Below are 25695 nucleotides of genomic sequence, written 5' to 3'. Positions count from 1 at the left end.
GGAGGGGCACGATGAGTGACAAGTACAGCTACGATTCCGCAGTCGCCCGCGAGGCCGAGGCGAACCTCGCTGCCACCATGTCCGCGCTGGAGAACAACCTTGCCGAACTGGGCGGTTTCGTCGCTGGCGTTACGGCGAACTGGGAAGGTGACGAGCAGGAGCTCTACCGCGGCGTGCAGAACCAGTGGGACAACGCCGCCGCCCAAATCGCGGGCATTCTCGCTCAAGTCAAGACATCGCTCGGGCAGACCACGGAATCGGTCGAGACCATGCGGGGCCGCGTTCGTGGCGCACTGCAGGCATAACCCATGCTTCCCTGCGGGGGGCCTCCATGGATGACAAGGATCGGCTGGAAGAACACGCCCTGGGCAGGGAGCGCCTGGTCGGTGGTCTCGTCCACGGCTCCGCGTGGCGGCGCCGGAGGAAAGGCGCAGGACGTTCGGCGGTCGGCCCGGTGGCCGGTGGTCTGGTACTCGCGCTGCTGATCTCAGTCGGGTTCGGTATGACCACCTTCGTTCGGGCCGAACTCGCGGCCCGGGAGACTCCCGCCGTGCCAAGCCCCCTCGTCGGAAAGCCGGCACCCGTTGCGGCCGAATCACCCGAGGCGACGGTTCAGGAGCAGGTGAGTCCCTCTCCAGCCGAGACGTTCTCAACGGATCCACCCCAGCCGCCCGCTACCGTCGACGACCACGAGACGGCCCGTCGTGCACAGGTCACGGCGATCGACGAATTGATCGAATCGACCCGTCAGAGCCGAGGTGACCTCGGGACCGCGATAGGCGAGGCACGTGCCTGCCTGGACCACAGCGGATTCGTGACCATTCAGCGGATCACCGGGGCCAGGAAAGAGCAGCACGCGCGGGCCAGCGCACTCCAGGTGGACGCAATCGAGAACGGCGCTGAGATCAAGAATCTTCTGGTGGGCGCGTTGTTCGCATCCCTGGAGGCGGATCGGGCCTACCTCCGCTGGGCCAACGACTATTGGGCCCGCGGCTGTACAGGGCCGACGGCAACCGGGCGGTTCTTCAAGAAGGGCGACAGACTGTCCGGCGAGGCCACCGCCCTGAAAACGCAGTTCGTGCGATTGTGGAATCCCATCGCCTGGCAAGAGGGATTCGCCCAACGGAGGGAAACCGACATTTAACCCTCTTAATCCGTAGGTTCAAGGTTCGAATTCCTGGCGCCCCACCACTTCCCATTCGGGCTCTTTGAAGCGGTCCGGGATCGGTGGAGGCTCTGGTGTTTCCCCGGCTTCCGTGGAGTCTCTTTGCTTGACTTGCGTGCCATCCACCCCTCGAGAAGAGGTCGGCATTGTGCCTGCCGAATATTCCATCCATGCAGCTCAAGCTGCATGTGAGTACTCGTGGAGGATTCCGCCGAGCCGGTCCCTCCGGCGTATCGTCAAGCTCGCGATCCGTTCCTGATCGATGATCAGAGCCGGGACGGGACGCAGTGGGGCCGCCTGGGCAAGGGATTGATGGGCGCGGTGCCGGTTGTAGAGCTGTTCGCTCGCGTAGGGCGTGCCGCAGGTGGTGTTCGTCCACAGCAGGCAGCGGTCGAGGAGTTCGCGGCGGCAGGACCGCACCCACCGTTCCATGATCGCGTTCATCCGTGGCATCCGGATACCGGTGAGAACGGTGTGGATACCGACCTCGGCGAGGATCTCGTCCATGAGCGCGGGGAACTTGCCGTCCCGGTCGCGGATCAGATAGTGGGCCCGGCAGCCGGCGTCCTCCAGATCCATCACCAGGTTCTTGAACGCTTGCGGAACCCAATGCGCGGTCGGGTGTGCGGTGGTACCGAGGACACGGACGCGTCTGGTGGCGTGGTCGATGACGGCCAGGATGTACTGACGCCGTCCATCAAGGGTGATGGTTTCGATGAAGTCACAGGCCAGCAGCGCGTCGGCTTGGGAGCGCAGGAAGTCGGCCCAGGTGGTGGACGCCCGCTCGGGCGCCGGATCGACGCCTTCCCGCTTGAGGATCTCCCAGACCGTACGGCGCCACCTTGATGCCGAGCGTGGCGAGCTCTCCGTGCACCCTCCTGTAGCCCCAGGACGGATTCTCCCGGACCAGACGCAGGACGAGGGCGCGGATGAAAGGGACGGTTGGCGCCCGCGCCGCTTCGGCACGCAAGCTTGAGCATGACGCCGCTTCATCAGGTCACGGTGCCAGCGCATGACGGTGTCGGGCCGGACGAGGAGCCTCAGCCGGCGCAGGGCGTCGCGGGGCAGCGGTGTCAGGAGGGCGGCGAGGAAGGCCCGGTCTTCAGGCGCGAACCGCGCCCTCTCGCCGACGCCGAGCTGCCGTTCGAGGACGGTGATCTGGTGACGCAGGGCGAGGATCTCGACGTCTTTGTCCCGATCTCCTATCGGCGGCAACCGCAGCGCCGCGAAGGTATTCGTGACAGCGAGATAGGCCAGGCGAAAGAGCACGACCGGTCATCCTGCCGCACTGGCTCCTCCGCAGGAATCGAAGCCCGCCTACAAGAGAAGCCCTGCGAGGCCGTGACGTGGCCGGATGAAATTATCGGCAGGCACAGTCCCCGCTGACGGGGCTGGTGATCGTCGTCGCGCTGGGCGTGGCCGCAGTCTGGGTCTACCGGGCGATCAGAGTGCGGCGTGGCGGCGACGACATCGGGCCCGCCGTCCACCTCTGGCGGGCCGTGTCCCGCGAACTCCAGGCCACCGTTCCCGGCAGGCGCGTCGTCTCGGCGTTGAACCTCGCGGCCTGGCTCTGCTTCGTGCCGTTCGTCGTGACGGGGTGGCTCGGCCTCGGCGCGCTGGACGAGGACGTGCCGCCGAGCCCCGGAGCGGCGGCCTTCTCGGCCGTCGTCGTGGCCGTGGCGAGCCTGGTCCTGTGGTGGGCGCTGCGCTGGTGGCTCGGGCTCGGGCAACCTCGGCGGTTCCTGACCTCCAGCCGGACTCTGGGCGTCTACCTGTTGATCACCGGGGGTCTCATGGTGACTTCCATCGCCATGGCGGTCGCCCAGGTGACGAGCGAACCCGCGTGGCTTACCGTCACCATCCTCCACTTCGCCCTGATCCCGGCGGCCTTCGTGCCGATAGTCATGCAAAGGGTTGCGGTGAGCGCCCGTTGATTCGCGGCGCCTTTCAACATTACGCATTCACGACATAAACGAAATAGCCGGGCGTTCCACTGCAGTCACCATGCGACGATCATCCCGACGCGTAGCATCCTCACCATGAGTGATCCAGCCGGCGTGGAGGGCGACGACCTCGAGGAGCTACGGGCCGCGTGGCGGGAACTCAACGATGTCGTCGAGGACATTCGCCAGGTGCCCGGATACGCGGATTTCCTCGCGGCTCCGACCTTCGGTGACATAGCCGCCGCCGCGTTCCAGCCACTGTGCTACATAAGCGCGACCGATGCGGAAGGCCTCGCGATGGTCGTTCGTTCCGACGGCGGGGTCGACTCCGTGGTGCTCCCCGACCTGACCACGGATTCGCTGAAAACTCGCGTGTCGGCGTTGTTCAGTTCCTACCACGAATTCCGGACCGATCCCACTTCGGTCGCCGGGCCGTGGGAAGCCGACCTGGACGCGGTCACGCGGTGGCTGTGGGACACCGTCATGGAACCACTCTTCGACCTGATCGGACCGGAACCGGCCATCACCCTGGTCCCCGGCGGACTGCTCGGTCTCCTGCCACTACACGCTGCCTGGACACCGGATCAGGCCAAACCGACGGGCCGCAGCTACGCGCTAGACACCTCTGCCATCAGCTATGCGCCCAATGCCAGATCGCTGACCGCAGCCAGGCAGATCGCCGCCGATCGGGGCAGGGAGAGGGTCATGGCCGTCATCGATCCACAGCCCATGTCCGCGGCCTTCCGGCCGATTCCGTTCACGGCACTGGAAGAGGCCACGGTCAGGGCGGCCACCCTAGGCACGGCGAATGTCCTCGCCGGGTCAGCGGCGGTGCTCCCTGAGGTTCGCCGCAGACTTCGGGCGGCTGACGTCGTCCACTTCGCCTGCCACGGCTACGCCGACCTAACCAATCCGCTGGAAAGCGGGCTCGTGCTGTCGGCCGGGCAGGCGCTTCGTGTGCGGGATCTGCTGGAGATGGAATTGAAGATCAGGGTCGCGGTCCTGTCCTCATGCGAGGCCTCTCTGCCGGGGACGGACTTGCCGGACGAGGTCATCGGACTTCCCGCCGGACTTCTGCAAGCCGGGGCTGCCGGTGTCGTCGCGCCGATGTGGGCGGTGCCGGACGTGCGGACGAGCATGCTGATGACCGAGTTCTACCGCGACTGGCGCAGCCCCTCGTGGTCGCCGGCCCAAGCCTTGAGGACAGCTCAGCTCTGGCTTCGAGACAGCACCAACGAGGAGAAGGCGCAGGTTTTGGAACGCGCCTTCGAAGAAGATCCCTCGTGGCCGGATCCCGGCGTCGCGGATGCGCACCTCGACTGGATTCTGCAGCGCGAACCCGGGCGACATGATGACGCCTCCATTCGCCACTGGGCGGCGTTCTGCCATGTCGGAGTGTGACCCGTCCGCGCAGGAGACTGTGAGGAGCCCGCGGTGCGCGCATCGCTGACCGAGCCGGAGTGGCGCCTTCTCGCCGAGCGGATCCGGCCGCTGGCGGCAACGCTGATCGGAGACTCCGGCACTGCCATGACCTTCATCCGGGATCTCGACCTGGCCATGAGCATGCCCAGCGGCCCTGCGGCCAAGCAGAGGCTGCGCAAACTGCTCACCCGTCACGAGCAGACCCGCGCCTGGCTGCGCACCCAAGTGCCTGAGGAGGAGGGCTACCGCACCGCGCAGCTGGTCCGGTTCCTGGAGGTGTCGGCGCCGGAGAACATGGCCTTGGGACAGCGCGTGCCCCTCTACGTCCGGATCACGCGATCAGACTCCGATCTCGGGGCCGCGCTGCGCGCTTTCGACGTCCCGTCCCACGGAGCTCGGGTCCTGATCTCCTTGTGGGCTCCCACTCTCGTCGTCAAAGACGATATGGAAGCCGAACTGACCGTTCCCGCCGACGGCGACTCAGAACCGGTACGGTTCGGCCTCGTTGCCCACACCGCAGGTCTGCACAGGGTGACCGTGCGCGTCTTCCGCAATGGCACGCTGCTCGGTGAGACCGCAGTCCAGCTCGCAGCTCAAACCGTCGTCTCCGGCCAGGAACCGATAGTGCAGGCCACCGCTCTCTCCTCGGCTCCCCCCGACCCCGGAGAGGTCACCCTTCACGTCCAGCGCGACAACGACGGATACCGCTTCCAATTCCTCGGCGAGGTCATGAACGCTCCCGAGTCGGTGAGCCGACTCGCCGCCGATCCATCGCAGATCGTCGAACGCATCGTCGATGAACTGACACGCATGGCAGCCGGTGAAGCCTCTCACGATTCCTCGTCTTTGATCCGCCGCCGGCTTCAAGGCAGGGGAGCCGAACTATGGGGCATCGTGCCCGAGAAGGTGCGTGAGCAGTTCTGGGCGCAAGCTGGCCGAATCAGCTCCCTCACCATCGTCAGCGAACTGGACGTCATCCCGTGGGAACTACTCTACCCGGTGGACGGCGACCGGGAAAACGGATTCCTCGCCGAGACGGTGCCGATCGTCCGCTGGACCTACGGGCACAAACGGGTGCAAAGGCTGGCCGTGAACCGCCTGGTCTGCGTCGCACCACCACCGCAGCCCGGTGATGAGGGACACGCCGATGGCTTTTCGGCCGAGATGGCGGCGATCCGGAACAGGGTCCAGACCATCAGCGATGATCCCGTCATCGAAGACCTCGACGATCTGCACGCCCTCGTCGAGGCCGATCTCGCCGGGATCCTGCATCTGGCCGGACACCACGAATACTCCCTGCCCCACGGGCCGGCCGTACGACTGCACGGAGGCGAACTGCGGCCCGTCGACCTCGAGCTGGCTGCGCATCGCAACCGGTGGAAGAGCAACCCGCTGGTCTTCCTCAACGGATGCCGCACAGCAGGTCAGGCGCCGGCCATCCGCACCAACACGGGGTGGGCCGACACGTTCCTGCGAATCGGCGCGGGTGCTTTCATCGGTTCCCTTTGGGGGGTGCGGTCGACGTCGGCAGCCCGGTTCGCTGATTGCTTCTACGAGCACTTCTGTCAACGTGGCAAGCCGTTGGGTCAGGCGACGATGGCGGCGCGACTGGACATCATGGACGAGGCGGGCGATCCGACCTGGCTTGCCTACAGCGTCTACGGCTCCCCCACAGCCACAGTCGCCGGGCGTTGACCGATCCGGGGGACCGGATCATCTGTGTGAATCCCGGCGCTAAGGATGACAAGGACATGGCCCTGTTCAACGACGACATTCCAGCGGAACCGGACCTGGACGACCTCATCCGCCGCGCCGATGCGGCCGGAGAGGAATTCGCCGAGACCGGCGACGTCGAGGCGGCGACGCTGGCTGTGCAATTGTGGGAGCAGATCTCCCTCCTCGTCCCCTCCGACCCCGATTTGGTGGGTGAACTCGGCGGCGCACTGCTCGAGCGTTTCGGGGTTCTCGGCGACGGAGACGACCTGGACTACGCTCTGCGCGTCTACCGGCAAGCGGACGTCATCACATCACACGGCGATCCGTACGTCCTCAACAATCTGGGCAACTGCCTGCGCACGTCCTACGCCCACACCGACGTGCGATCGCTGCTCGAGGAGGCCGGCGAGGTCCTCACCCTGGCCGCTGAACTCGCTCTCGACGATGACGATGACGATCTCGTCCCGACCGTCTTGGACAATCTCGGGCTGGTTCACTTCGAGCGCTATCTCATCGACCATGACACCACCCACCTGGAGTCCTCGCTGGCCGCCCACCACCAGGCGGTCAGTCGTGGACGACCTCAGGACTCCAATCGCCCTCTGCACCTGACGAACCTGGGCACCGCCCTCCAGGAACTCTTCGACCTCACCGGCGAAGCCGGCCACATGACCGAAGCGATCAACGCCTATCGGCAGGCGATCGACCTGACCGAGAGACGATCTCCCGACCTGCCGCTGCGCCTGGCGAACCTGTCCGGCTCCCTGCTCGCTCGGCACCGCCGCCTCGGCGACCTCTCCGATTTGACGGAGGCCGTCTCCTCGGCCGAACGGGCTCTCGCGCTCAGTCCTTCGACTGCGGCCGACCGCGGTCGGCAGATGCACACCCTTGCCCAAGCCCTGGTGACCCGCTACGAAGAACACGGCGACCCCGACGATCTCGCCCGGGGCCTGCGTCTCTACGACCGCGAGGGCCTCTCTCAACACGCGCGTATCGGTTATGTCAACGCCCTGCTGGCGCAGTACGAACGATCCGGCGACCAGCGTGAGCTCCGCCTGGCGATACAAGCGGGAGAAGGCGCCTTCCACGCCGGGCACGAGCAGTCCATCATCGGACCCACGGGGACGGCGACACTGGCCCTCTGCCTGATGGAGCAGTTCGGTGTGGACGGATCACGTCACGCTCTCGACCGGGCGATCGAGCTGCTCGAGTTCGCCGTGGACGCCGTCGCACCGCGATCGCCCGCCTGCGCCGACCAGCAGGGCAACCTGGCGGTCGCGCTCATCGAACGCTGGCACATCGTCGGGGATGACCGAGACCTCGAACGTGCGCAGGCCCTGTTCGACAGCGCGGTCACCCGCAATGGCAGTCTGCCGCCCACGATGGGCGACCGCAACAATCAGGCTCTCGCACGACTTAGCCGCAGCAGGATGACCGGTCAGAGACGGGAAGAGCTGACCGACGTCATACAACGCTTCACAGAGCTCGTCACTCCCGGGGGTGAGCAACGAACCGGGCCCCGGCGGGGACGCTATCTGGGCAACCTGGCCGAAGCTCTGAATGATCGCTACAACCTCACCGGCGACCTGCACGACCTTCAGAAGGCCATCGCCGCCCGCCGGGCACAGATCGCCGCGTCGGCACACTTCGGCGGCGCCTCCTCAATGCGCCGAGACGCCTTTCAAGGCCTCGCGGACGCCCTGCTGTCCCGCTTCGATCGCAGCGGAGTCGACGCCGACCTCGACGAGGCCGTGAGTCGTCTGGCCGAGGCCGTAGAGGCGACGCCTCCTCAATCCCCCCATCGAGCCGGTGTCGTCAACGATTGGGGGAACGCGCTCCGCGTCCGCTATCGGCACCTGAACCAGATCTCCGACCTCGAAACCGCGTTGTCGGCCTTCGACGACCTCGTGCTGCGAACCCCGCCGACCGCCCCTGACCTGCCCGTCTACCTCGACAACCTCGCCAACGCACTCGTGAACCGCTACGAGCGTACGCAGGATCCCGGCGACCTCGACCGCGCCCTGGACACCTACGCCGAGGCCCTCGACGCCATGCCCGCGCGATCCTCCGACCGGGCCCGTGTCATCGCCAACCACGCGGGAGCGGTCTGGTTTCGCTGGCGGCGCGACGGTGCCGACGCTGATCTCGATCACGCCATCGACCTCATCCGATCAGCCTTGAATCTGTTGCCGCCCACCTCGCCGTCTCGACCCGTGTACCTCAACAGCGCGGGCTGTTTCCTGCGCGATCGTCACACCCGTTCCGACGCCCGAGCCGATCTCCGCGAGGCCACCGAGGCGTTCCGCACCGCGTGTCGGGAAGGCGCGCTGACCGACGCGCTGTGGGCATTGGAAGCAGCGCGGAACTGGGGCAGGTGGGCGATGGCCCGGCAAGCGGCGCCCGACGCGGTCGAGGCCTACGACCACGCGTTGGCCGCGCTGCGGCAGGTTTTCACGAGTCAACTTCTGCGCGCGCACAAAGAGAACTGGCTGCGCGTCGCCGGGCAGCTCGCCGCCGAGGCCGCGGCCGCCAAGGTGATGGCCGGCGATCTCGCCCAAGCGGTCTTGGCACTCGACAGTGGACGTGCGGCCCTTCTCGACGAGGCCCTCCAGCGCCATCGCCTGGAACCGCTGTCCTCCCAGCGCTCCGACCTCGTGGCGCGCTTCGCGGCCGCGTCGACCACGATCGCGACCCTCTCAGGATCCACCGGCCGCCCACCCATCGAGCGGCCGCCAGGTCAGTTCCCTTGATGGGTGAAGGCGGCCCAGCAGTACGGATCCCCCGGAGAACGGCGGCCAGGCACGGGCGAGGTTTGACGACCGGCCCGAATCATCTCGATCTGGGCCGCCCGCAGCGCATCTGCCGGATCCGGAAGATCCGAGGTCAGCAACTCGTGAAAGGTGGTCATGAGGTCTGCGGTCGTGCGGTCGTCCACGATCCACAGTGAGCCGACGGCGGCTGAGGCTCCTGCGATGAGGAAGGCCGTGGTGAGCGTCATCATCTCGTCGAAGTCGTCGTTGCTCATTCCCGACGCGCACGCGGAAAGCACGACCAGCGGTCCGGCGGACCTGTCCCCGATCCCCCGTCCGTGCGCGAGCAACTGCTCGATGGTCAACGACCTGCCACCTGTCAGCGCCAGCCGGGAACGTGCCGGATCCGCGGCGGCGTAGCCGTGGGAGGCCAGGTGGATGACGGGGAAGGCAGCCTCGCCCGACAGCTGTGACGTCAGGTCTTCGGCTGTCACGTGGAGCTGCTCACCTGCACGAGGAGGACCGATGAACTGACCGGACGGGTAGCAGCGCCGAAGGATCTGCCGCGCTTCGGCCTCTGCGTATCGCAGGTTGAAGGTGGGGTTTCCGACGATGAGGGCACGGCCGTCCATGGACAGCCGTCCACGGCGGGCGGTTTCGCAGAAGAGCTCCGCCGAGGCGGCATAACTGATGACCGCCTCCTCCACCGCGTGATGGTGTCCTCCCTCGTCGGTGGGGGTCCGGGCGGCGTGCCAGGGAACCAGCGCGGCATGTCCGACGGGGACCAGGACGAGGCGCGGAGGCGCGCCGTCACACGCTGGGGACAGATCGCCGACCGCCGTGAGGACGGGTGCCATCACCGCTTCCCATGCCCAGTCACACAGCGCGTGCAGGGTGGCGATCCACGCCTCGGTCAATCGCCGGCGCTCGCGGTGCGGATCCTCGTCGTCGGGGCCGCGCATCTCCCTTGCGGCCGCCACCAGGAGCCTGTTGTACGCGTCCACGAAAACCGACAGGTGGCCGCCCGGCACCGCATGGAAGTCGTCCAAGATCAGCCGCCGTGAGGGGCCTCGGGCGGGCGTCAGCACCGCGTACCCGGGCCGTTCGGCCGTACCGGGCAAGAGATGGACGAGGGCATCGGTGCGTGTCTCAGCCAAGGTCGCCGACAGGGCGTCCGGCGAAAACGCGGTCTCCAGCCCCCGGCCCGCGAGCACGCTGATGACTTCGCCACGCAGGCGACTCGGCATGATCGGGGCATCCGGCGGGGCGACCGCCGTCGCACCGACCATGGTCCCGCGGCTTTGGATGGCCAGAGCCTGTTCCGCCTCCCACCGCGTCGCCAGATCGTCGTGTCCAGCCGCACGCAACCGCCGCCCGGTGGATCCGGTGAACATCGCGGCTCGGTGAACCAGCCCGCGCGCCGACTCGATCACCTCCACCGCTTCGGCGACCTCGTCGTCGAGCAGACACCAGGAGATGACAGCCGAGCCCCGACGGGCCGTCCGGCGGGCGACGGCCAGGCCGTCGGCGGTGCCCGGTTGGAGCAGGACCTCCTCGGCACAGGCCTGGAGTGCCTCCTGGCCGGTCCGCCGGGACAGCGAACGGTCCTCTCGCCCTCGCAGGGGGTCTCCGGGCAGTTCGGAGCGGACACGGTAGGCCGTCGCCAGTTCCATCAGTGTCACGGGGTCCGGCCGTCCCGGACGAGATGTCCGCCGAGCCAGACTCTCCAGCAGATCGACCGCCTGATCCGCCGCATGCCGATCGTGGTTGAGGGCCGCGCAGAAGCGCACCCACAGGGCCAGGCTGCGCCGGGCGATCGGATGATCGGGATGGGTGGCCGGGAGGATACGTGCCGCTTCTCTCAACGCCGCACCGGCTCGATTCAGGTCTTCGGGGCCCGCCGCGTACACATAGCGGGCTTGTAGCACGTCGCCCAGCACATGAAGCGCGGTGCCGCGGTCCACCGGATCGAGGGCTGCGTCCGCCGCCTGCTCACATCGCCGCACTGCGGCGTCGGCGTCCGCGAGGTCGGCGAAAGCCTCGAAGCGCATCGCCAGCGCCCGGCCGTGGGTCTCCAGCCGCAGCGACTGGAACGGGTGCCCGGGCTCAGTGGCTCTCGTGGCTTGAGCCAGCACCTCGATCGCCTCGTCGAGCGCGTCCCGATCCTGGGTGTGCTGAAAACGCCTGATCAGTTGATCGGCCAGGTTGACCAGCCACGTGGGGCGATCGGGATCGAGATCGCCGACGAAACGTAAGGCGAGTCGGAGCCGGCGGACGGCCGCGTCGAGGTCTTCTCCGTCGCCCTGAAGGGCGAAGCGCAGACCGAGCGTGGCGCCGAGTCCGGCGTTGGCCGCGGAAGCGAGTCGCCGACCGGCTGGAGCCGCCTGGGCGGCGGCGGAATAACAGGTTATGGCCTCGTTCAGGTCGGCGACGGAACCGCGATAGGCCACTCGGCGGTGCAGCGACCCGGCCAGGTTGTGCAGTCGCGCCGCCCGTTGGGGATGCGCCCCGGGCGTCAGAGCCACGGCCCCGCGTAGACTGTCGATCGCCTCATCGAGGTCCCGCATGTCGGACGTGCGCAGGAACAGACTGCTCAGCACGTTGCCGAGATTGTTCTTCCAACGCGGAAGCTCAGCTTTGGAGACTCCGGAAGCAGTCACCGCTTCGCGAAGAAGACCTGCGGCCGTCTCGAGATCAGCGCCGCTGCCGCGATGCCGGAAACGGGTGTGCAAAGCGGCTCCCAGATTGCCCAATAGAGCCGGCCTGCCCGGTGAACCGGCGGGATGCCCCGCCAAGGCGCCCTCGGTGAGCGCGATCGCCCGATCCAGATCCGCGGGATCACCCTCGTGGTCGTAGCGGGCCCGGAGCATGGATGCCAGGTTGCTCGCGCGTCCGGCCCGTTCAGGGTGATCTTTCGCAGTGAGGGCGAGAGCGCCCTCTGCGAGATCGAGGGCGGCGGCCAGGTCAGTCTGAACTCCCGAGATCTGAAACCTATCGGCGTAACAGTTCGACAGATTGCTTCGGGCCGCAGCGCGGACGGCGTCTGACGGCGCCTCGGCCAGAGCTTGCTCGTGAAATGCGAGAGCAGCATCCAGATCGGCGATATCGAGGTGGGTTTCATAGCGAAGTTTGGCGGTGTTGCCCGCACCCGTGAGCAAGATCGAACGCCCGCGGGCACCTTCGGGCACGGCCTCCAGTGTCCGCCGCCGGGCGCGGGTGGCTTCCTCCAAGACTTCGGGGTCGGCATGGCGACGGAACATGACCTCCAGCACGTTGCCGAGCGTGTGCAGCCGTCCCGGAAGCTGCTCGTGTCCGCTCGGCGTGATCGCCAGAGCCGATTCGATGTGTTCCCTGGCGGCGGCCAGATCGCTTGAGTCGCCGCGAGCGCGGAAACGCTGCAAGTGACTGGTGGCCAGGTTGGCGGCGAACCCCGCGCGTCCCGGGTCGTCACCCGGCGACTGCGTCCAGGCGGCGGTGTGCCAATCGACTGCCGCCTGCAGGTGCTCGAGCTCGCCGGTGCAGTCGTAGAGCGCCAGCGAGAGGTTGCCGAGGTTGTTCAGCCACAGCAGCCGGGTCAGGTCACCGGCCCGCAGAGTTCCCAGATGCTCGATGATCCGGGCCCGGTCGATGAGCAGACGATCCCGGTGAGAGTCGGGCATGGCAACCACCTTGACCGGAGTGAGGAAGGGGGGACGCGGCCTCAGGCACGTCCTCCCGCATCGGGCGACGGGAGTTCCGCCATCGGCTCGCCCGACAGCTCGCAGATGGGCCGCCCCCGGGGGCAGGCGGTCATGACCCGCTCACAACGCCGGTGGTTGGGACACCCGTACAACTGCTCGCCGTCGTCGTCATCTTCGGCCGCGCCGTCTCTGATGATGTAGGAGCCGTACCACTCCCCGCCTTCAGCGATCTTCTCGCACAGGCCCAGCCATCCCTCGATGGTGTCGAGGCCCTTCTTGGCGTCGTCGTCGAGGTCTCGCCATAGCAGGTAATGCCCCGTTTCCCGGGCCGACTGCCTGAGCCGTCGCTTGAGCGCGCAGATGTCCGCCCATGAGGTGGGCAGCTCGGGTGGTTCTTGCAACATCGCGATATCCCCTGCCTATGCATACTGACTGTAGGCGATGAGAAGCGGAGGGAATGTGCCGATTCCACGGATCTCCGTCGGTGACGGCGCTCCTGCCGGGGCGCGGGACGCGCTGCACCGGCTGGTCGCCTCGTCCGAGGGTGAGAGCCGGTGGGCGCGATTGCCCGACCGGATCGTCGTGGACGGTGTGCTGACGGGCGGACGAGGTGGCGCCGACGTCTTCGAAATCACCGCTTACTGGGATGAGGGGCACTGGCGCTACGTCGCCAAGCTCGGGCCGGCCGAAGAACTGGCGCGGGAGTGGGGTGCCTACAGGAAGTATTTCGCCGGCAAGTCGAACGTCCTGTGCGCGCCCGTCGAACTGGCCACGCCGGCGGTGCTGGATGAGACCAAGCGCATCCGCGGGCAGAGAGAACTGATTGTTTATGGCCACGTCACGTCCTTCTCCGGTAGCCCCGATCAGTCTCTCGCCACTCTCGAAGACCTGGCCCGCCAGGGCTGTCACGACACCGTCGATCGACTGATCGACGTCATCGCCCGGTTCGCCCGATCGGCGGGTTCGGTGCTGTACGGCGGAGCCAAACCGCAACCCGGTCCGGACTCGTTGCGGAGTCAGGCCGGAACGCTCGGCTGCATGCTCACACTGGACCCCGACGACGGCGACGGCCCCCTCGTCGACTCGGACACCCTGCTGGCCGCCTGTCTGTCCCTTCCGACCGAGGCCGGACTCGGCCGCGTCCGTCTCCCTCTGACGCTGATCCCCGGACGGGACGGCCTGTGGGGTGAGTACTACGGGCTCAAGATCAAGGTGGCGGCAGACGCTGCGCCGGTTCCGGGCGAGGTCGCCGAGATCACCGGCAAGGTGGCTGAGACCTTCGCCGGCGCCAGTTGGTCGTTGATGTCCAGGTTGTGCCCAGACCTGCGACGTGAAGGAGCGCACCTCTTCTGGGGCAGGGAGCAGACCGACCTGCCATTCGGCTGCCTTTACGAGATTCTCACCCGAGAAGAGCAGGGCCGGGTCGTCGCGCTCGTCCATGGCGACCTCAATCCTCGCAACATCGTGGTCTGCGCTGACCGGCCCTTCCTGATCGACTTCGACAAGACCGACGCCGGACAGCCGTTGCTGAGCGACTACGCCTGGCTGGAAACAGGACTACTCCGTGACGTGCTGGCCGGTCGGCACGGTTTCGGCCAGATGCTCCTGCTGCAGCGGTTGCTCGGCCTGGCCTGCCGCGCCCTGGAGGCGACCGCACCCCCTGGCTCCGCGCGACGGGCAGCCGCCGTCGAAGCGGCCCTCGTCGAGGTCATCCGGGAGGTCGCCCCCGATCTGGAGAACTCGTTTCGCCTGTTGTGGGCGGTCAGGGTCCAGGGCTGTCATGTCTATCCGGCCCAGTCGGGCCCCGCCTGGTGGCGCGAATACGCCGCACAGCTGGTGATCGCTGTGAACCGCACCTTCAAGTGGGGCGACCACGGTCACACCGCCGCGGGGATGAGCGCCGTCGTCGCGGCCGGTGGGGCGGCATCGGAGATGTGGCGGAGCGATCGCGTCTTCGAAAGGTGGCAGATCTCTGTACTGACAGCAGCCGCCCGGGCACTGATCCCGATCCTGGACGGCCGGAGCCGGGATGCAGCCGAGATCGCGGCCGAACTGGTGACCGAACTCGACCGTCGAGGCGTCCGCGACGCCCTCGTCGAACAGACGCTGGCCTCCTTTCGTGACAGTCTGGTGAAGGGCGTCCTGGGAGATCAATCGGCGCATCCGACATCTCTTGGAGATCGTGTCGAGTACGTCCCGCTGACCGCATACCCCGGTGGGGGTCATCCGCCGGGACAGGACGCCCTGCTACTCCTCAGGCAGGACCGGCACGTCGTCCTCCTTGGACAGGCCCTTGCCGGCAAAACCACTCTGCTCGAGGAAATTCGCCTGCGCTCGATGACACCCGACATCGAGAGTGATCCATCACCGGCTCCCGCATTCCTGCCCTTGAAGGTGAGCGCCGCCGACCTGTCGGCAGTCGGCGACCTGGACGGTTTGCGCCTCGCTTGGACGGCTTGCGGACTGCCCACAGACTGGGCACAGGAGCTTCCCGCGCTCCTGGCCATCGGGGCGGTCCGCCTCCTCGTCGATCACCTGGATCATCTCGGCGTCGACGGGCGAGAAGGGATCTTCGAATGGCTCCGTGACCTGGCCCTCGATGAAGGCCGCCGCAGCTCTGTCGTCATCGCCTGCCGCATCGGCGCTCATGCCGACACTTCAGGCAGCACTTCACATATCGGGCCTTTCAGCATCCACATCCTGGCCCCGCCCGCTCCCGCCCTCGTTCGACCCTTCCTGCAGCGCGCGCTGGCCTCCAACGGTGACACCGGCCGATCATTGATCGATCGGTTCGTCGACGACCATGCCGACGGGGGTGAGGGGATCCCTCGATGGCCCTCCCCGACCCTGTGGTCGCCTGCGGTGCTCCCGCTGATCCACATCCTCGCGGAGGAACCCGACGCCGACCCTTCGGTCAACGCGCTGTTGGGCCGATACGTCGGCAGGCTGGTCGAAACCTCGCGAATCGACGCTCACCTCAGAGACCGCGTCTTGTCCGCCATCGCCGGTGAACTGACCCGCAGAAGATCGGAACGTCTGCCTCTCACGGATCTTCCTGCCGTTTCGGCCGCCGACGACGTCGAAGACATGGTCGATGACCTGGTCGCATGCGGTCTGCTCACCCGCCAAGCCGCGAGTGTGACCTTCGAATCCTCTTTGATTCAGGACTATTTCTCCGCTCGTGCGCTCGCTCGCGTCAACCGCTCGGAACTGCTGGAGGGGGTGAGGGACTTCCGCTGGCATGTGCCGATCCTTCTGCTGCTCAACAGCCTCGAAGGAGACGACCCCGCCGTCTCCGCGCTGGTCGACGAAGCCATGCGGTACGACGAGGGCTTGGCCGTGGAGTTCCTGCGCGCCGCCCGCACCCCCGCCCGTGCCCTGCTGCCGCAGTTGCGTGCCGACCTCCGCGACCGCATCGCGCTGCCTGGCCTACGTCAAGACGAGCGAGTTCGCGCCGCGTCGGCGCTGGCAGATCTCGGGGGACGCGGGGCCAGACAATTGTTGGGCTCCCTGGTGACCGACTCATCCGTGTCGGCCCCGGCGCGCGTAGCCGCATTGCGGGGATTGGAACGGATGATGCACCGCGCGCCTGAACCGGCCTCGGGGCGCGTCCGCACGACACTTCGCCAGGCGATCCACGCAGTACTCACCTCCGGCACCCCGCCACAGGTCCGCCATGCCGCGCTGGATCTGGCCGGGCGAGCCGGCCTCCATCACCTGTTGCCCCGCATCGCCGAGCTCGTCGACCCGGCCCAGCCCTGGCCGACGACCGACGCGGCGATGACAGCCTTCCGGGCTCTCCAAGCCGATTCGACCGACGCTGTCCGCCACCGTTGGACGGCCTCGTGCTCTGACCGACTCCAGGGCATCGAATCCGAGATCGCCGACGCGGCACGACATGAGGAACAGGTCCGGCTGACCGGCGAACGCCGCCGTCTGCTGGCCGAACTCGCCTGCGCGCCCCATCACGACCTCCTTCTCCGGTACCGGTTCCGGTTCGATCTCGCCGACGATGTCGCCGACCTCCTGAACGACCTGGAGACGGACTCCTCTCAGGACGTCACGCCTGCGTGGGCCGTGCTCACCAAGCCGGAGACCGAAGCTCGTCTGATGAACTTGATCGACCAAGACGACGAGCCGGTGGCGGCGGCGGCCGCCCATCGTCTGCTTCCCGTGCAGGCGACTGCCATCGTGATGGGCGCTGTCCCTGACGGATCACCTTCCAGGATGCTCATCACCGCGGCGGCCATCGCCGACCTCGACGTCGTCAATGCCTCCAGAGCGCTGGACCACGTCGAACACGTCATAACCGAGATGGCCGCGCACGCCGACCCCGACCGGCTGGAATCCTTGGCCGCACTGGTGACCGGGGTGTTCGCCATCGACCGCGAGCGCGGGGTGAGGCTGACGCTGCACACCGCCCGAGCCCTGGAGGTCCGAGGCATCGCCGGGCGGCAGGCCTGGCCTTGGTCCATGGCCTTCGCCCGAACCAGAGGCGGCATCACCGACCTGTTGTCCCTGCTGGCAGGGGACGACCGAGCAGTCGAGCTGGCGATCTTCGGCCTGGCCGGCCTCGGATTCCTCATCGACGCACGGCCGGGTCCCGGAGTGCGGCTCGACGAACGTGGCGCCGGCGGATTCCGCGCCGCCCGACCGAAGCCCTCCGGCCGGCAGGCATGGCGGTATGTGATGGCGGCCGCCGCCGTCGGCGCCACTGAGGCGCTCCCCTACGCCTGCGATCTCGCCGTGGAACTGAGCGGCAACCCGACCACGGCGATCATCAGCACAAGCGGGTACGGCCACCTTGAGGAGACCGATCTGGCGGGTGTTCTCGCTGCTGTCGGCTACTTGGGGAGAATTTCGGCACGAGGAGGCAACCGATCCGAAGCCGACATGGCCAGAGCCACGCTCTCGGCCTTTCCGGTCGCCCGATCTCATCCCAGCGTGGCCGTCGGCCGACTGACGGGCCTGGCGTACCTGGGCGAATGGAGGCGGGTGCTGGAGGGGTGCGACCTCGATGACCCGCGGCTCGCGCAGATCGCGGCCAACGCCTTACAGCTTTGGCGGAACGACACACCCGCCGACAGCGAGACGAATGTGGCCCTATCGATCACCACCAGGCTCCAGGCCACGGCCCTGCCCGACTCCGTTCGGACGGTGCTGTCACGACTACGACGCGACGCCGAGCACAAAGCCGGACTCTTCACCGAGCCGCCGCCGAGTGACGCGACTCCCGCTCGCTCCGCGATGAATGACAAGTGAGGACAAACTCGCCCAGATGGGGGTTTGTCACAGCTCGCCTTCCACCGAGCTGAACCCCCATGCCAAGCTGACAGCACGTGCGTTGTACATGCAGCCCGAGAAGCCGGAGTCCGAATGGTCAGCGGCATCGTCTCCAGTCTCCTAGCCAGTGCTCTCATCGCCATTGGGGCGTTGGCGTGGCGCAACCGGGACATTCTCCCGGCATGGTCGACAGCGCTGCGTCCGACCGCGAAAGTGAGGGTCTCGATGAGCGCGTTGTTGCGCATCAGCCGAGACGACCGCTTCGTGCTTTTCCATACCCCCTACACGCCCGGCTCCTACGGGCCGCCGGGCGGGGTGTTCAAATTCCATCCCGAAGCGATGTCTACCCTCGACCGCCTTTCCTTCCGCGCCGATCGCCCCTCGGTGAACGAAGACATGACCTCATCGGACTTGCGCGGCTTCCTTCCCTCCCGAGCTCTGGCATCATTCCTGCGGTGGTTCGGCACGAACAGCGACCGCGAGTCCGTCACCGAATGCCTGCGACGAGAACTCGCCGAGGAACTCGCCGAAATCGGCCACAGCGAACTCGCCGCCGGTACTGAGGCCCTCACGTTCAAATCCGTTCGCAAAGTGGTCGAACGGCCCCGGAGAATCCCCGGCAAGGAGTATTGGCAGCTCCGCGTATTCGAAATACACGAGCCCGTCTCCTCTGATGAACGCACCTGGCGCATGCTGCAACACATCATCGCCTTGGCCCAGGATCCCGAAGAAAAAGGCGTGATCCTGGCGACCAGCCAGGACATCATCGATGGACGCCGTGAGGAATACCTCATCGGCCCGCAGTCAGCATTCCTGTTCGGTAAACAGCGATACCGGCAAGACCTGCCGCCTCGCCGATGACGAACACGAACGGGCCGCGACAGTCCCGCGCACTGGTGGAGCAGGGCATCGAAGCACGCGCGAGATACGCCGTCACCGGAGATTTCGAACCACTCCAGGAAGCCATCGCCCTCTTCCGCGCCGCACTGGACGCGGCGTCCGCCGACGATCCCCGCCTGGCTGTCTACCTGTCCAATCTGGCCGTCGCCCTGTCCGACAGGTATGAGCGCACTGCTTCAGAATCAGACCTGGATGAGGCGATCGACATGGGCTGGGCGGCGTTGCGGACCACTTCCGCCGATTCGCCGGACCGAATCACCTACCTGAGCAATCTGGGAGTCTTCCTGTCCGACCGATACGACCGCCGGGGGGATCTCCACGACCTGGACACCGCACTCGACCTGCTGACTGAATCTCTGGACCACACCGAACCCGGCTCCTCTGACACCGCCAGGGCCTATTCCAATCTGTCGATGCTGCTGATCGACCGTTACGAGCGAACACTCACGCCCTCGGCTCTGGACGCCGCCATCCAAGCCGCGGAAGCTGCGCTGAAGAACACCCCGGCCGGTGACCAGGAATTCTCGGGCCATCTCAACAACCTGGGCAACGCCCGTCGCCTGAGATACGAGCACCTGGCCATGGAAAGCATCCAGGCGAGCAACGATCCGGCGATCGAGATCACCGATCTGCTCCTGGCGATCCGCGCCTACGAACGAGCCGCCGAGCTTTCTGATGGCTCCCCGCTGCACCCCAAGATCCTCATGAATCTCGGCATCGCGCTGTTGGACCGTTCGACCGTCCTGAAGTCCGACGACGACTACACCCGGGCGACTGCCTGCCTGCGCGAGGCCGTCGCTTCCACGCCCGCCGACTCCCCCCACCTTCCCGGCAGGCTCACGAATCTGGCCACCGCACTGCGCTTCGGCGCAGGCGACACGCGCGAGGCGATCGCCCTGTACCGCCGATGCTGTGAACTCGACACGCACGCGTATGCGGAGGACATCTTGTCGGCCGCACAGAACTGGGGCATTTGGGCGATGGAGCGGGACGCTTGGGCCGAAGCGAGCGAGGCTTTCTCCTTCGCCTGGCGGGCCGCTGAACAGCTCTACCGCCTGCAGGCAGGCCGCCGGAACAAAGAGACGTGGCTGCTGAGCTTCACGGAACTGGGCGCTCGCACAGCGTCGGCGGCGGCCCGGCAGGGCGAGGGAGCCGATGCGGTGGTCGCGCTCGAACGCGGACGAGCACTGATGCTCGCAGAAGCCCTGGACCGCGACCGTGTGGACCTGGCCGATCTCGCAGCAGTTCAGCCCGTACTGGTTGAAAGGTATCTCCAGGCTGTCGCGCACGTGCGCCGCCTGGATCCGTCTTCGTAGCTTCACGCGCTCCTCCCAGGAACGCACCGGACCGTCCCGGCGACTCCACCTCCATGGCCGGCCCGGAGGGAGTCCGGACCGGCCATGGAGGGGTGAATCGGGTGCGTGTTACGGCGCGGACACTCCATCGAGGATGCCCACGGCGTCGGTCCCCGGCGTCACGACGAGCTTGCGCGTCAGGGTTGTGCCTGCCGATAATTCCATCCGTGCAGCTCAAGCCGCATGTGAGTACTCGTAAAGGATTCCACCGAGCCGGTCCCGCCGACGGATGGTCAAGCTCGCGATCCGCTCCTGCTCGATGATCAGAGCCGGGACGGGACGCAGCGGGGCCGCCTGGCCAAGGGATTGATGGGCGCGGTGCCGTTGTAGAACTGTTCGTACTCGCGCAGAGCGTGCCGCAGATGCATTCGTTCCACAGCAGACAGCGGTCAAGAAGCTCGCGGCGGCACAACCGCACCCACCGTTCCATGACCGCGTTCATCCGCAGCATCCGGATACCGGTGAGCACGGTCTGAACGTCGGCCTGAGCCAGGATTTCGTCCATGAGCCCGGGGAACTTGCCGTCCCGGCCGCGAATCAGAAAGCGGCCCGGCAGCCGGTGTCCTCCAGATCCATCATCAGGTTCCTGACGGTTTGGGCGACCCAGTTCGCGGTCGGGTGGGTGGTGGTGCCGAGCACGCGGACGCGTCTGGTGGCGTGGTCGATGACGGCCAGGATGTACTGACGCCGCCCATCAAGAGTGACAGTCTCGATGAAGTCGCAGGCCAGCAGCGCCTCGGCCTGGGAGCGCAGAAAGTCGGCCCACGTGGTCGACGCCCGCCCGGTGCGGGATCGATGCCTTCCCGCTTGAGGATCTCCCAGACTGTGGACGGCGCCACCGTGATGCCGAGCGTGGCGAGCTCTCCGTGGACCCTCCGGTAGCCCCAGGAGGGGTTCTCCCGGACCAGGCGCAGGACAAGGACGCGGATAGAGCGGACGGTCGGCGGGCGTCCACGCCGTTTCGGCGCGCAGGCACGAGCATGACGCCGTTTCATCAGATCGCGGTGCCAGCGCACGACGGTGTCGGGCCGGATGAGCAGCTTCAGCCGGCGCAGGACGTCGCGGGGCAGCGGTGCCAGGAGAGCGGCGAGGAACGCTCGATCCTCAGGAGCGAACCTTACCCGAGCGCCGACGCCGAGCTGCCGTTCGAGAACGATGATCTGGTGACGCAGGGCGAGGATCTCGATGTCCTTGTCCCGATCTCCCATTGGCAGTAACCGCAGCGCCGCGAAGGTGTTCGTGACGGCCGGGTAGGCCAGGCGAAGGAGCATGACCGGTCATCCTGCCGCACTATTTCTCGTCAGGAATCGAAGCCTGCCTTCAAGCCCGTGACCTGGACGGATGGAATAATCGGCAGGCACAGAGGTCTACGTCGAGAAGACCTGCAAGGTCATGGACATGGCCGTCAAGATCGGCGCCCCGATCGTCAACATCAACGAGGGTGCGGGGGCGCGCATCCAGGAGGGTGTGGTCTCTCTCGGCCTGTACGGGGAGATCTTCCGCCGCAACGTGCGCGCCTCGGGCATGATCCCGCAGATCTCGCTCATCATGTCAAAGAACCGAGGGTGCGGAGCGCTTCGTTCAGGATGGCAGCCGTTCTAGCGGCTCCTCCTGGAACGGATCGTCGTGCTTGTTCGCGCGTTTACGCTCCCCCATGCCCCGAACGGAGGCAATAAGTATGATCGCAATGGCCCAGTTCGGAAAAGGGTCTTCGCCTTCCGGCTGACCCATAATCAAGTTAACCTCGGCCGCGATGATCTCCAGCGCTTCGAGTCGTGTCACGGTCCGGGCGTCGACGACTGTTTCTCGGATCAGGTCGCGCACGGGCGGCGTTTCGAGAACGCACTTGATGAGCGCGCTAATACGTTCTCCGATATGTTCCTCGGGCAACCATCCGGACCAGCCTGTTAGTGCGGCCAATGCTTCGGAGGTGGTTGCACACAGTAGGAAACTGAGTTCCGCTGCTCGTTTCCAGTCGTCCTGTCGCCACAAGGGTGTATCCAGGCGTTTCCCGAGGCCGTTGCGTACGGCGTCTGCATCCCCCCAGCGCGGGAAATCCCTCAGTCGGTCGAGGGCTCTGGACGGCAGATCGAAAAAGCGTAGTTCCTCGGAGAGTTCGGGAAACCGTGGATTAAGACATGTATCGACTATTCGCTGCCATCGGAGCCCTGCAGGAGGATGACTACTTGGCTGAGTCAAAAAGCACGACTGCTCGTACATCTCCAGAGTGGCCAGGAAAAGGCGGATAGCCGTTATTCTCAGCTCGATAACCGCTGTGGAGCCGGTTCCACTCTCCAGCATGTCGTCGAACATCAATGTGGTGCCGAGGATATCTGCAGAGAGTTCTTCGTTCTGTCCCTTGCCGAGCAATCGATTGGTTCCTCCGACCATTCCGAGCGACTTGCGTTCGCCAGCGAAATGGTTCAGCAGAATATGTGCCGCTTCATGGCCCAGGACGAATACGTCCATTTCGGCGACCAGTAGGCTAGCCATCTCCAATTCTTCGAGTGTCAACTTGAGTGGCGGAACCTGCCCTGCACGCCCGCCTGCAGCAACCCACGCTACGGCAAGTCTGATTGCACGCGCTGCTGTGACGGAATCCACTTGCTCGCCGATCACTGGGCGACCCAGCAGAGGGGAGTTGCGGCTGGCGACGTAGAGTGCGGCGGAAAAGAATGTGAGGTTCGCGAGTCCATGGTCCATGAGGATCAAGAATGAACCGTCATCAAACGCGAATGTGGCTGTAGAGACTTCACCGCCACTGCACGCCCCCACGACAAGCTTGGATGAGATCTGGCTGAGGCGCTCTGATGCACCCTCGTCCATGACTCGATTTCGTAGCCTCGCCCAGGCGCGCTCCACATCCGAGGTCATGGTTCCGTGGCGATTGAATTCATCGATTATGGATTCGATGAGCTCCGGTGGAGCGCTCTCGTACAGAGATCGCAGATGAGTAATAGACGCCCTCATGACCTCTTCGGTCGGAGGTAGAGATCGTAGTGCTAATCTACTCTCGGCTTCCACTAAACGGCGCAGATTCTTCCGATGCCTCGCTTCAATAGAATCGCTGTCACGGTGGCTAGCGGAGGTACTGCCTTCAGGGAAGCGATTGCGTCTATAAGCGCTGCCGCTTCCTGTATGCGTGTTGCTGTACTGTCGTTCTGGATCTTTATGACTGACTTGTGGCTACAGATGGCCTCTCGCGAGGTTCGCAGCCACGCATCGAACCATTCTTCTGTCCGCTGTCGCATGCGTTCCCACGCTTGCCCTGGCGATACATCCCGGCCGTCGCCGAATAGCTCGCGACCGAGCCGGACGAGTAGCTCGTTGTCTTCCAGCTCGGCCAGCCGAATCGCCGCCTGAACATCGTCTTGCATGGTCATACGTAAGAGTATGCCCGATGTCGAAGTGGCTTGCCGCTGAGGCCTGCGATGGAGTTCACGAGAGCTCGCTGGTCACCGAATCGCCCTTGTTAGCACAAAGCGATGATCCGGGTCATTACTTCTATTGGACCCCGCAAACTGGACATGTAAGATCTTGGCCCCATCTGCTATTCCGCCGCCGGATCACTGTGGTCATCCCGGAGAAGGCCGACCAGCAGGCCAACCGGAAGAGGAAGGGCTCGGCCGGCGGACGGCCCGTCGGTTTCAACGCGGACCTCTATCGGCAGCACAACACCGTCGAACGCTGCTTCCAAAAGATCAAGGCTTGGCGCGGGTTAGCCACCCGTTACGACAAATCCCCGGACAGCTATGAGGCCGGACTCCACCTGCGGGGCTCGATTATGTGGCTGAAGCTCCTCACCTCAACCACATGATCCGAACTCGGAACAGCTCCTAGTGCTGTGACCGGAAACCTTCACCGGTCTCGCGTGTAGCCGCCGGCATCGGTTGGATGTGTCGTACACGTCCGGCCGATGCGAGGAGGCGCGGTGGCAGAACCGGTCAGAGTGCGAAGACTGATGGACGCCGAAGGGCAGAAACTGCAGCAGATCGTCCGCCGGGGCAGCACCAGCTCGGTCCGGTACCGGCGGGCGATGATCGTGCTGGCCTCAGCCGGAGGCAACACCGTCCCGGTGATCGCCCGCCTGGTAGCCGCAGATGAGGACACCGTCCGCGACGTCATCCACCGGTTGTACGAGATCGGGCTGGCCTGCCTGGACCCTCGGTGGGCGGGAGGCCGTCCCCGCCTGCTCAGTGACGATGAGGAAGAGCTCGTCATCCAGATGGCCACCACCCGCCCCGCCAAGCTGGGGCAGCCCTTCACCCGCTGGTCGATCCGCAAGCTGGCCGCCCATCTGCAACGCCTTCCCGGCCGGCCGCTGGTCATCGGCCGCGAGACCTTACGCACCCTGCTCGCCCGCCGGGGATCACCTTCCAGCGCACCAAGACCTGGAAGGAATCCCCCGACCTGGACTTCGACGCCAAACTTGACCGGATCGAGTACGCCCTGACCCAGCGCCCGGAGCGAACCTTCGCCTTCGACGAGTTCGGACCTTTGGGCATCCGCCCCGCACACCGATCGGGTTGGGCCGAGCAGGGCCGGCCGGGCCGGTTGCCGGCCACCTACCACCGCACCCACGGGATCACCTATTTCCACGGCTGCTACTCCGTCGGCGATGACCTGCTCTGGGGCGTCAACCGCCGCCGCAAAGGCATCGACCACACCTGGGCCGCGCTCCGGTCGATCCGCGCGGCCCGCCCGGACGGCGCCCCCATCTACGTGATCCTGGACAACCTGTCGACGCACAAGAACTGGCGCATCCGCTCCTGGGCCAGGCGCAACAGGGTCGAGTTGTGTTTCACCCCGACCTACGCCTCCTGGGCCAACCCCATCGAGGCCCACTTCGGGCCGCTACGCCAGTTCACCATCGCCGGCTCCAACCATTCCAACCACACCGTCCAGACCCGGGCGCTGCATGCCTACCTGCGCTGGCGCAACGCCAACGCCCGCCACCCTGATGTCCTGGCCGCCCAGCGCCGAGAACGCGCCCGCGTCCGCAGCGAGAAACGCGTCCGCTGGGGCGGCCGGCCACTGTCACCTGCCGCCTGACCGCACAACCCGGCCAACATTTCCGGTCACAGCACTAGACACACAGCATGGGACGTCGTCTCCTGCTCGTTCGGAATGAGGCGCATCCCGCGAGGTTCGAGCTACGTATGAACGCGGGTGGCGGTCGGTATTCGGACATGCGCTGAGCCAGGGCCAGCCGATGAGCCCTTCGTGCTCGGCCTGGGGGAAGCCGAGGTCTGCCATCAGGAGACGGCCGCGAGCGCCAGGTTGTCATGTCCCTGAACAGCGGGTTCACCGAGCTCTGCGAGATCGCCGACCTGACGGGCTACAAGAAGCCACAGCCCTATCTCCAAACTCCTAACCCGGATCCGGGAGGAGGCCAAGGCGCACCTCGATCATTCGTGACCAACTCATCCGAGCAAGCGACACCGTCAGCGCCTTCCGAAACGGGTCAGGTGGGCGCTCCGG

General features: G+C 66.2%; 14 protein-coding genes and 3 pseudogenes. 13 read left to right on the top strand and 4 right to left on the bottom strand.

Annotated features, from left to right (window positions below; genetic code table 11):
* The first annotated feature begins 11 nt into the window (after window positions 1–11).
* The gene (locus AW274_RS33330; RefSeq protein WP_062441122.1) at window positions 12–305 is read left to right on the top strand and encodes a WXG100 family type VII secretion target; all 294 of its coding nucleotides are present in this window, start codon (window positions 12–14) and stop codon (window positions 303–305) included.
* Between the two features lie 26 nt (window positions 306–331).
* On the top strand, window positions 332–1144 hold the full coding sequence (locus tag AW274_RS33325; RefSeq protein ID WP_157520870.1) for a hypothetical protein: 813 nt from the start codon (window positions 332–334) through the stop codon (window positions 1142–1144).
* Between the two features lie 198 nt (window positions 1145–1342).
* On the opposite strand, the gene AW274_RS41605 is transcribed toward AW274_RS33325, so the two are convergent.
* A complete protein-coding gene (locus AW274_RS41605; RefSeq protein WP_198169533.1) occupies window positions 1343–2434 on the bottom strand; it encodes a hypothetical protein in 1092 nt (363 codons plus the stop codon).
* Between the two features lie 125 nt (window positions 2435–2559).
* Here AW274_RS41605 and AW274_RS33315 point away from each other — a divergent pair, with 125 nt between their 5' ends.
* The 4 genes from AW274_RS33315 to AW274_RS33300 all read left to right on the top strand — a co-directional run bounded on the left by AW274_RS33315 (window position 2560) and on the right by AW274_RS33300 (window position 8996).
* A complete protein-coding gene (locus tag AW274_RS33315; protein ID WP_062441116.1) occupies window positions 2560–3099 on the top strand; it encodes a hypothetical protein in 540 nt (179 codons plus the stop codon).
* A gap of 105 nt (window positions 3100–3204) precedes the next feature.
* On the top strand, window positions 3205–4509 hold the full coding sequence (locus AW274_RS33310) for a CHAT domain-containing protein (protein WP_083975256.1): 1305 nt from the start codon (window positions 3205–3207) through the stop codon (window positions 4507–4509).
* A gap of 33 nt (window positions 4510–4542) precedes the next feature.
* Window positions 4543–6225 carry a CHAT domain-containing protein gene (locus AW274_RS33305; RefSeq protein ID WP_062441110.1) on the top strand — a complete coding sequence of 561 codons (1683 nt, stop codon included), beginning with the start codon at window positions 4543–4545 and terminating at the stop codon, window positions 6223–6225.
* Complete coding sequence (locus AW274_RS33300) at window positions 6222–8996, top strand: hypothetical protein (protein WP_157520869.1); 2775 nt, start codon at window positions 6222–6224, stop codon at window positions 8994–8996. Before AW274_RS33305 ends, AW274_RS33300 begins: the two co-directional genes overlap by 4 nt.
* On the opposite strand, the gene AW274_RS33295 is transcribed toward AW274_RS33300, so the two are convergent.
* Together AW274_RS33295 and AW274_RS33290 are read right to left on the bottom strand one after the other, a co-directional pair.
* On the bottom strand, window positions 8984–12655 hold the full coding sequence (locus AW274_RS33295) for a CHAT domain-containing tetratricopeptide repeat protein (protein ID WP_062441103.1): 3672 nt from the start codon (window positions 12653–12655) through the stop codon (window positions 8984–8986). The genes AW274_RS33300 and AW274_RS33295 overlap by 13 nt on opposite strands.
* Before the next feature lie 41 nt (window positions 12656–12696).
* Entirely contained in the window at window positions 12697–13080 is a 384-nt protein-coding gene (locus tag AW274_RS33290) for a hypothetical protein (protein WP_062441100.1), read from the bottom strand.
* 55 nt (window positions 13081–13135) lie between these two features.
* On the opposite strand from AW274_RS33290, the gene AW274_RS33285 reads away from it, so the two are divergent.
* The 5 genes and pseudogenes from AW274_RS33285 to AW274_RS39755 all read left to right on the top strand — a co-directional run.
* Window positions 13136–17938 (top strand): hypothetical protein, encoded by a 4803-nt coding sequence (locus AW274_RS33285; protein ID WP_062441098.1) that lies wholly within the window; start codon window positions 13136–13138, stop codon window positions 17936–17938.
* A gap of 114 nt (window positions 17939–18052) precedes the next feature.
* Window positions 18053–18820: an SMODS-associated NUDIX domain-containing protein gene (locus AW274_RS33280; RefSeq protein WP_062441095.1), complete on the top strand. Its 768-nt coding sequence runs from the start codon at window positions 18053–18055 to the stop codon at window positions 18818–18820.
* On the top strand, window positions 18817–20175 hold the full coding sequence (locus AW274_RS33275; RefSeq protein ID WP_083975254.1) for a tetratricopeptide repeat protein: 1359 nt from the start codon (window positions 18817–18819) through the stop codon (window positions 20173–20175). Before AW274_RS33280 ends, AW274_RS33275 begins: the two co-directional genes overlap by 4 nt.
* 1019 nt (window positions 20176–21194) lie before the next feature.
* Window positions 21195–21431: a hypothetical protein gene (locus tag AW274_RS40820; protein ID WP_062441089.1), complete on the top strand. Its 237-nt coding sequence runs from the start codon at window positions 21195–21197 to the stop codon at window positions 21429–21431.
* Between the two features lie 145 nt (window positions 21432–21576).
* Window positions 21577–21780: pseudogene (locus AW274_RS39755) on the top strand (carboxyl transferase domain-containing protein); the annotation flags it as partial.
* Between the two features lie 15 nt (window positions 21781–21795).
* Here AW274_RS39755 and AW274_RS40815 read toward each other — a convergent pair.
* Complete coding sequence (locus AW274_RS40815) at window positions 21796–23040, bottom strand: M48 family metalloprotease (protein WP_157520868.1); 1245 nt, start codon at window positions 23038–23040, stop codon at window positions 21796–21798.
* Window positions 23041–23764: 724 nt separating this feature from the next.
* On the opposite strand from AW274_RS40815, the pseudogene AW274_RS42385 reads away from it, so the two are divergent.
* Window positions 23765–24031: pseudogene (locus tag AW274_RS42385) on the top strand (hypothetical protein); the annotation flags it as partial.
* A gap of 99 nt (window positions 24032–24130) precedes the next feature.
* Window positions 24131–25266, top strand: a pseudogene (locus AW274_RS43080) (IS630 family transposase).
* The last annotated feature ends 429 nt before the right edge of the window (window positions 25267–25695 follow it).

The organism is Herbidospora daliensis, assembly GCF_001570585.1.
Lineage (GTDB): Bacteria > Actinomycetota > Actinomycetes > Streptosporangiales > Streptosporangiaceae > Herbidospora > Herbidospora daliensis.
Note: the sequence above shows the minus strand (reverse complement) of the source record. Positions and strands in the feature narration are given on the sequence as shown.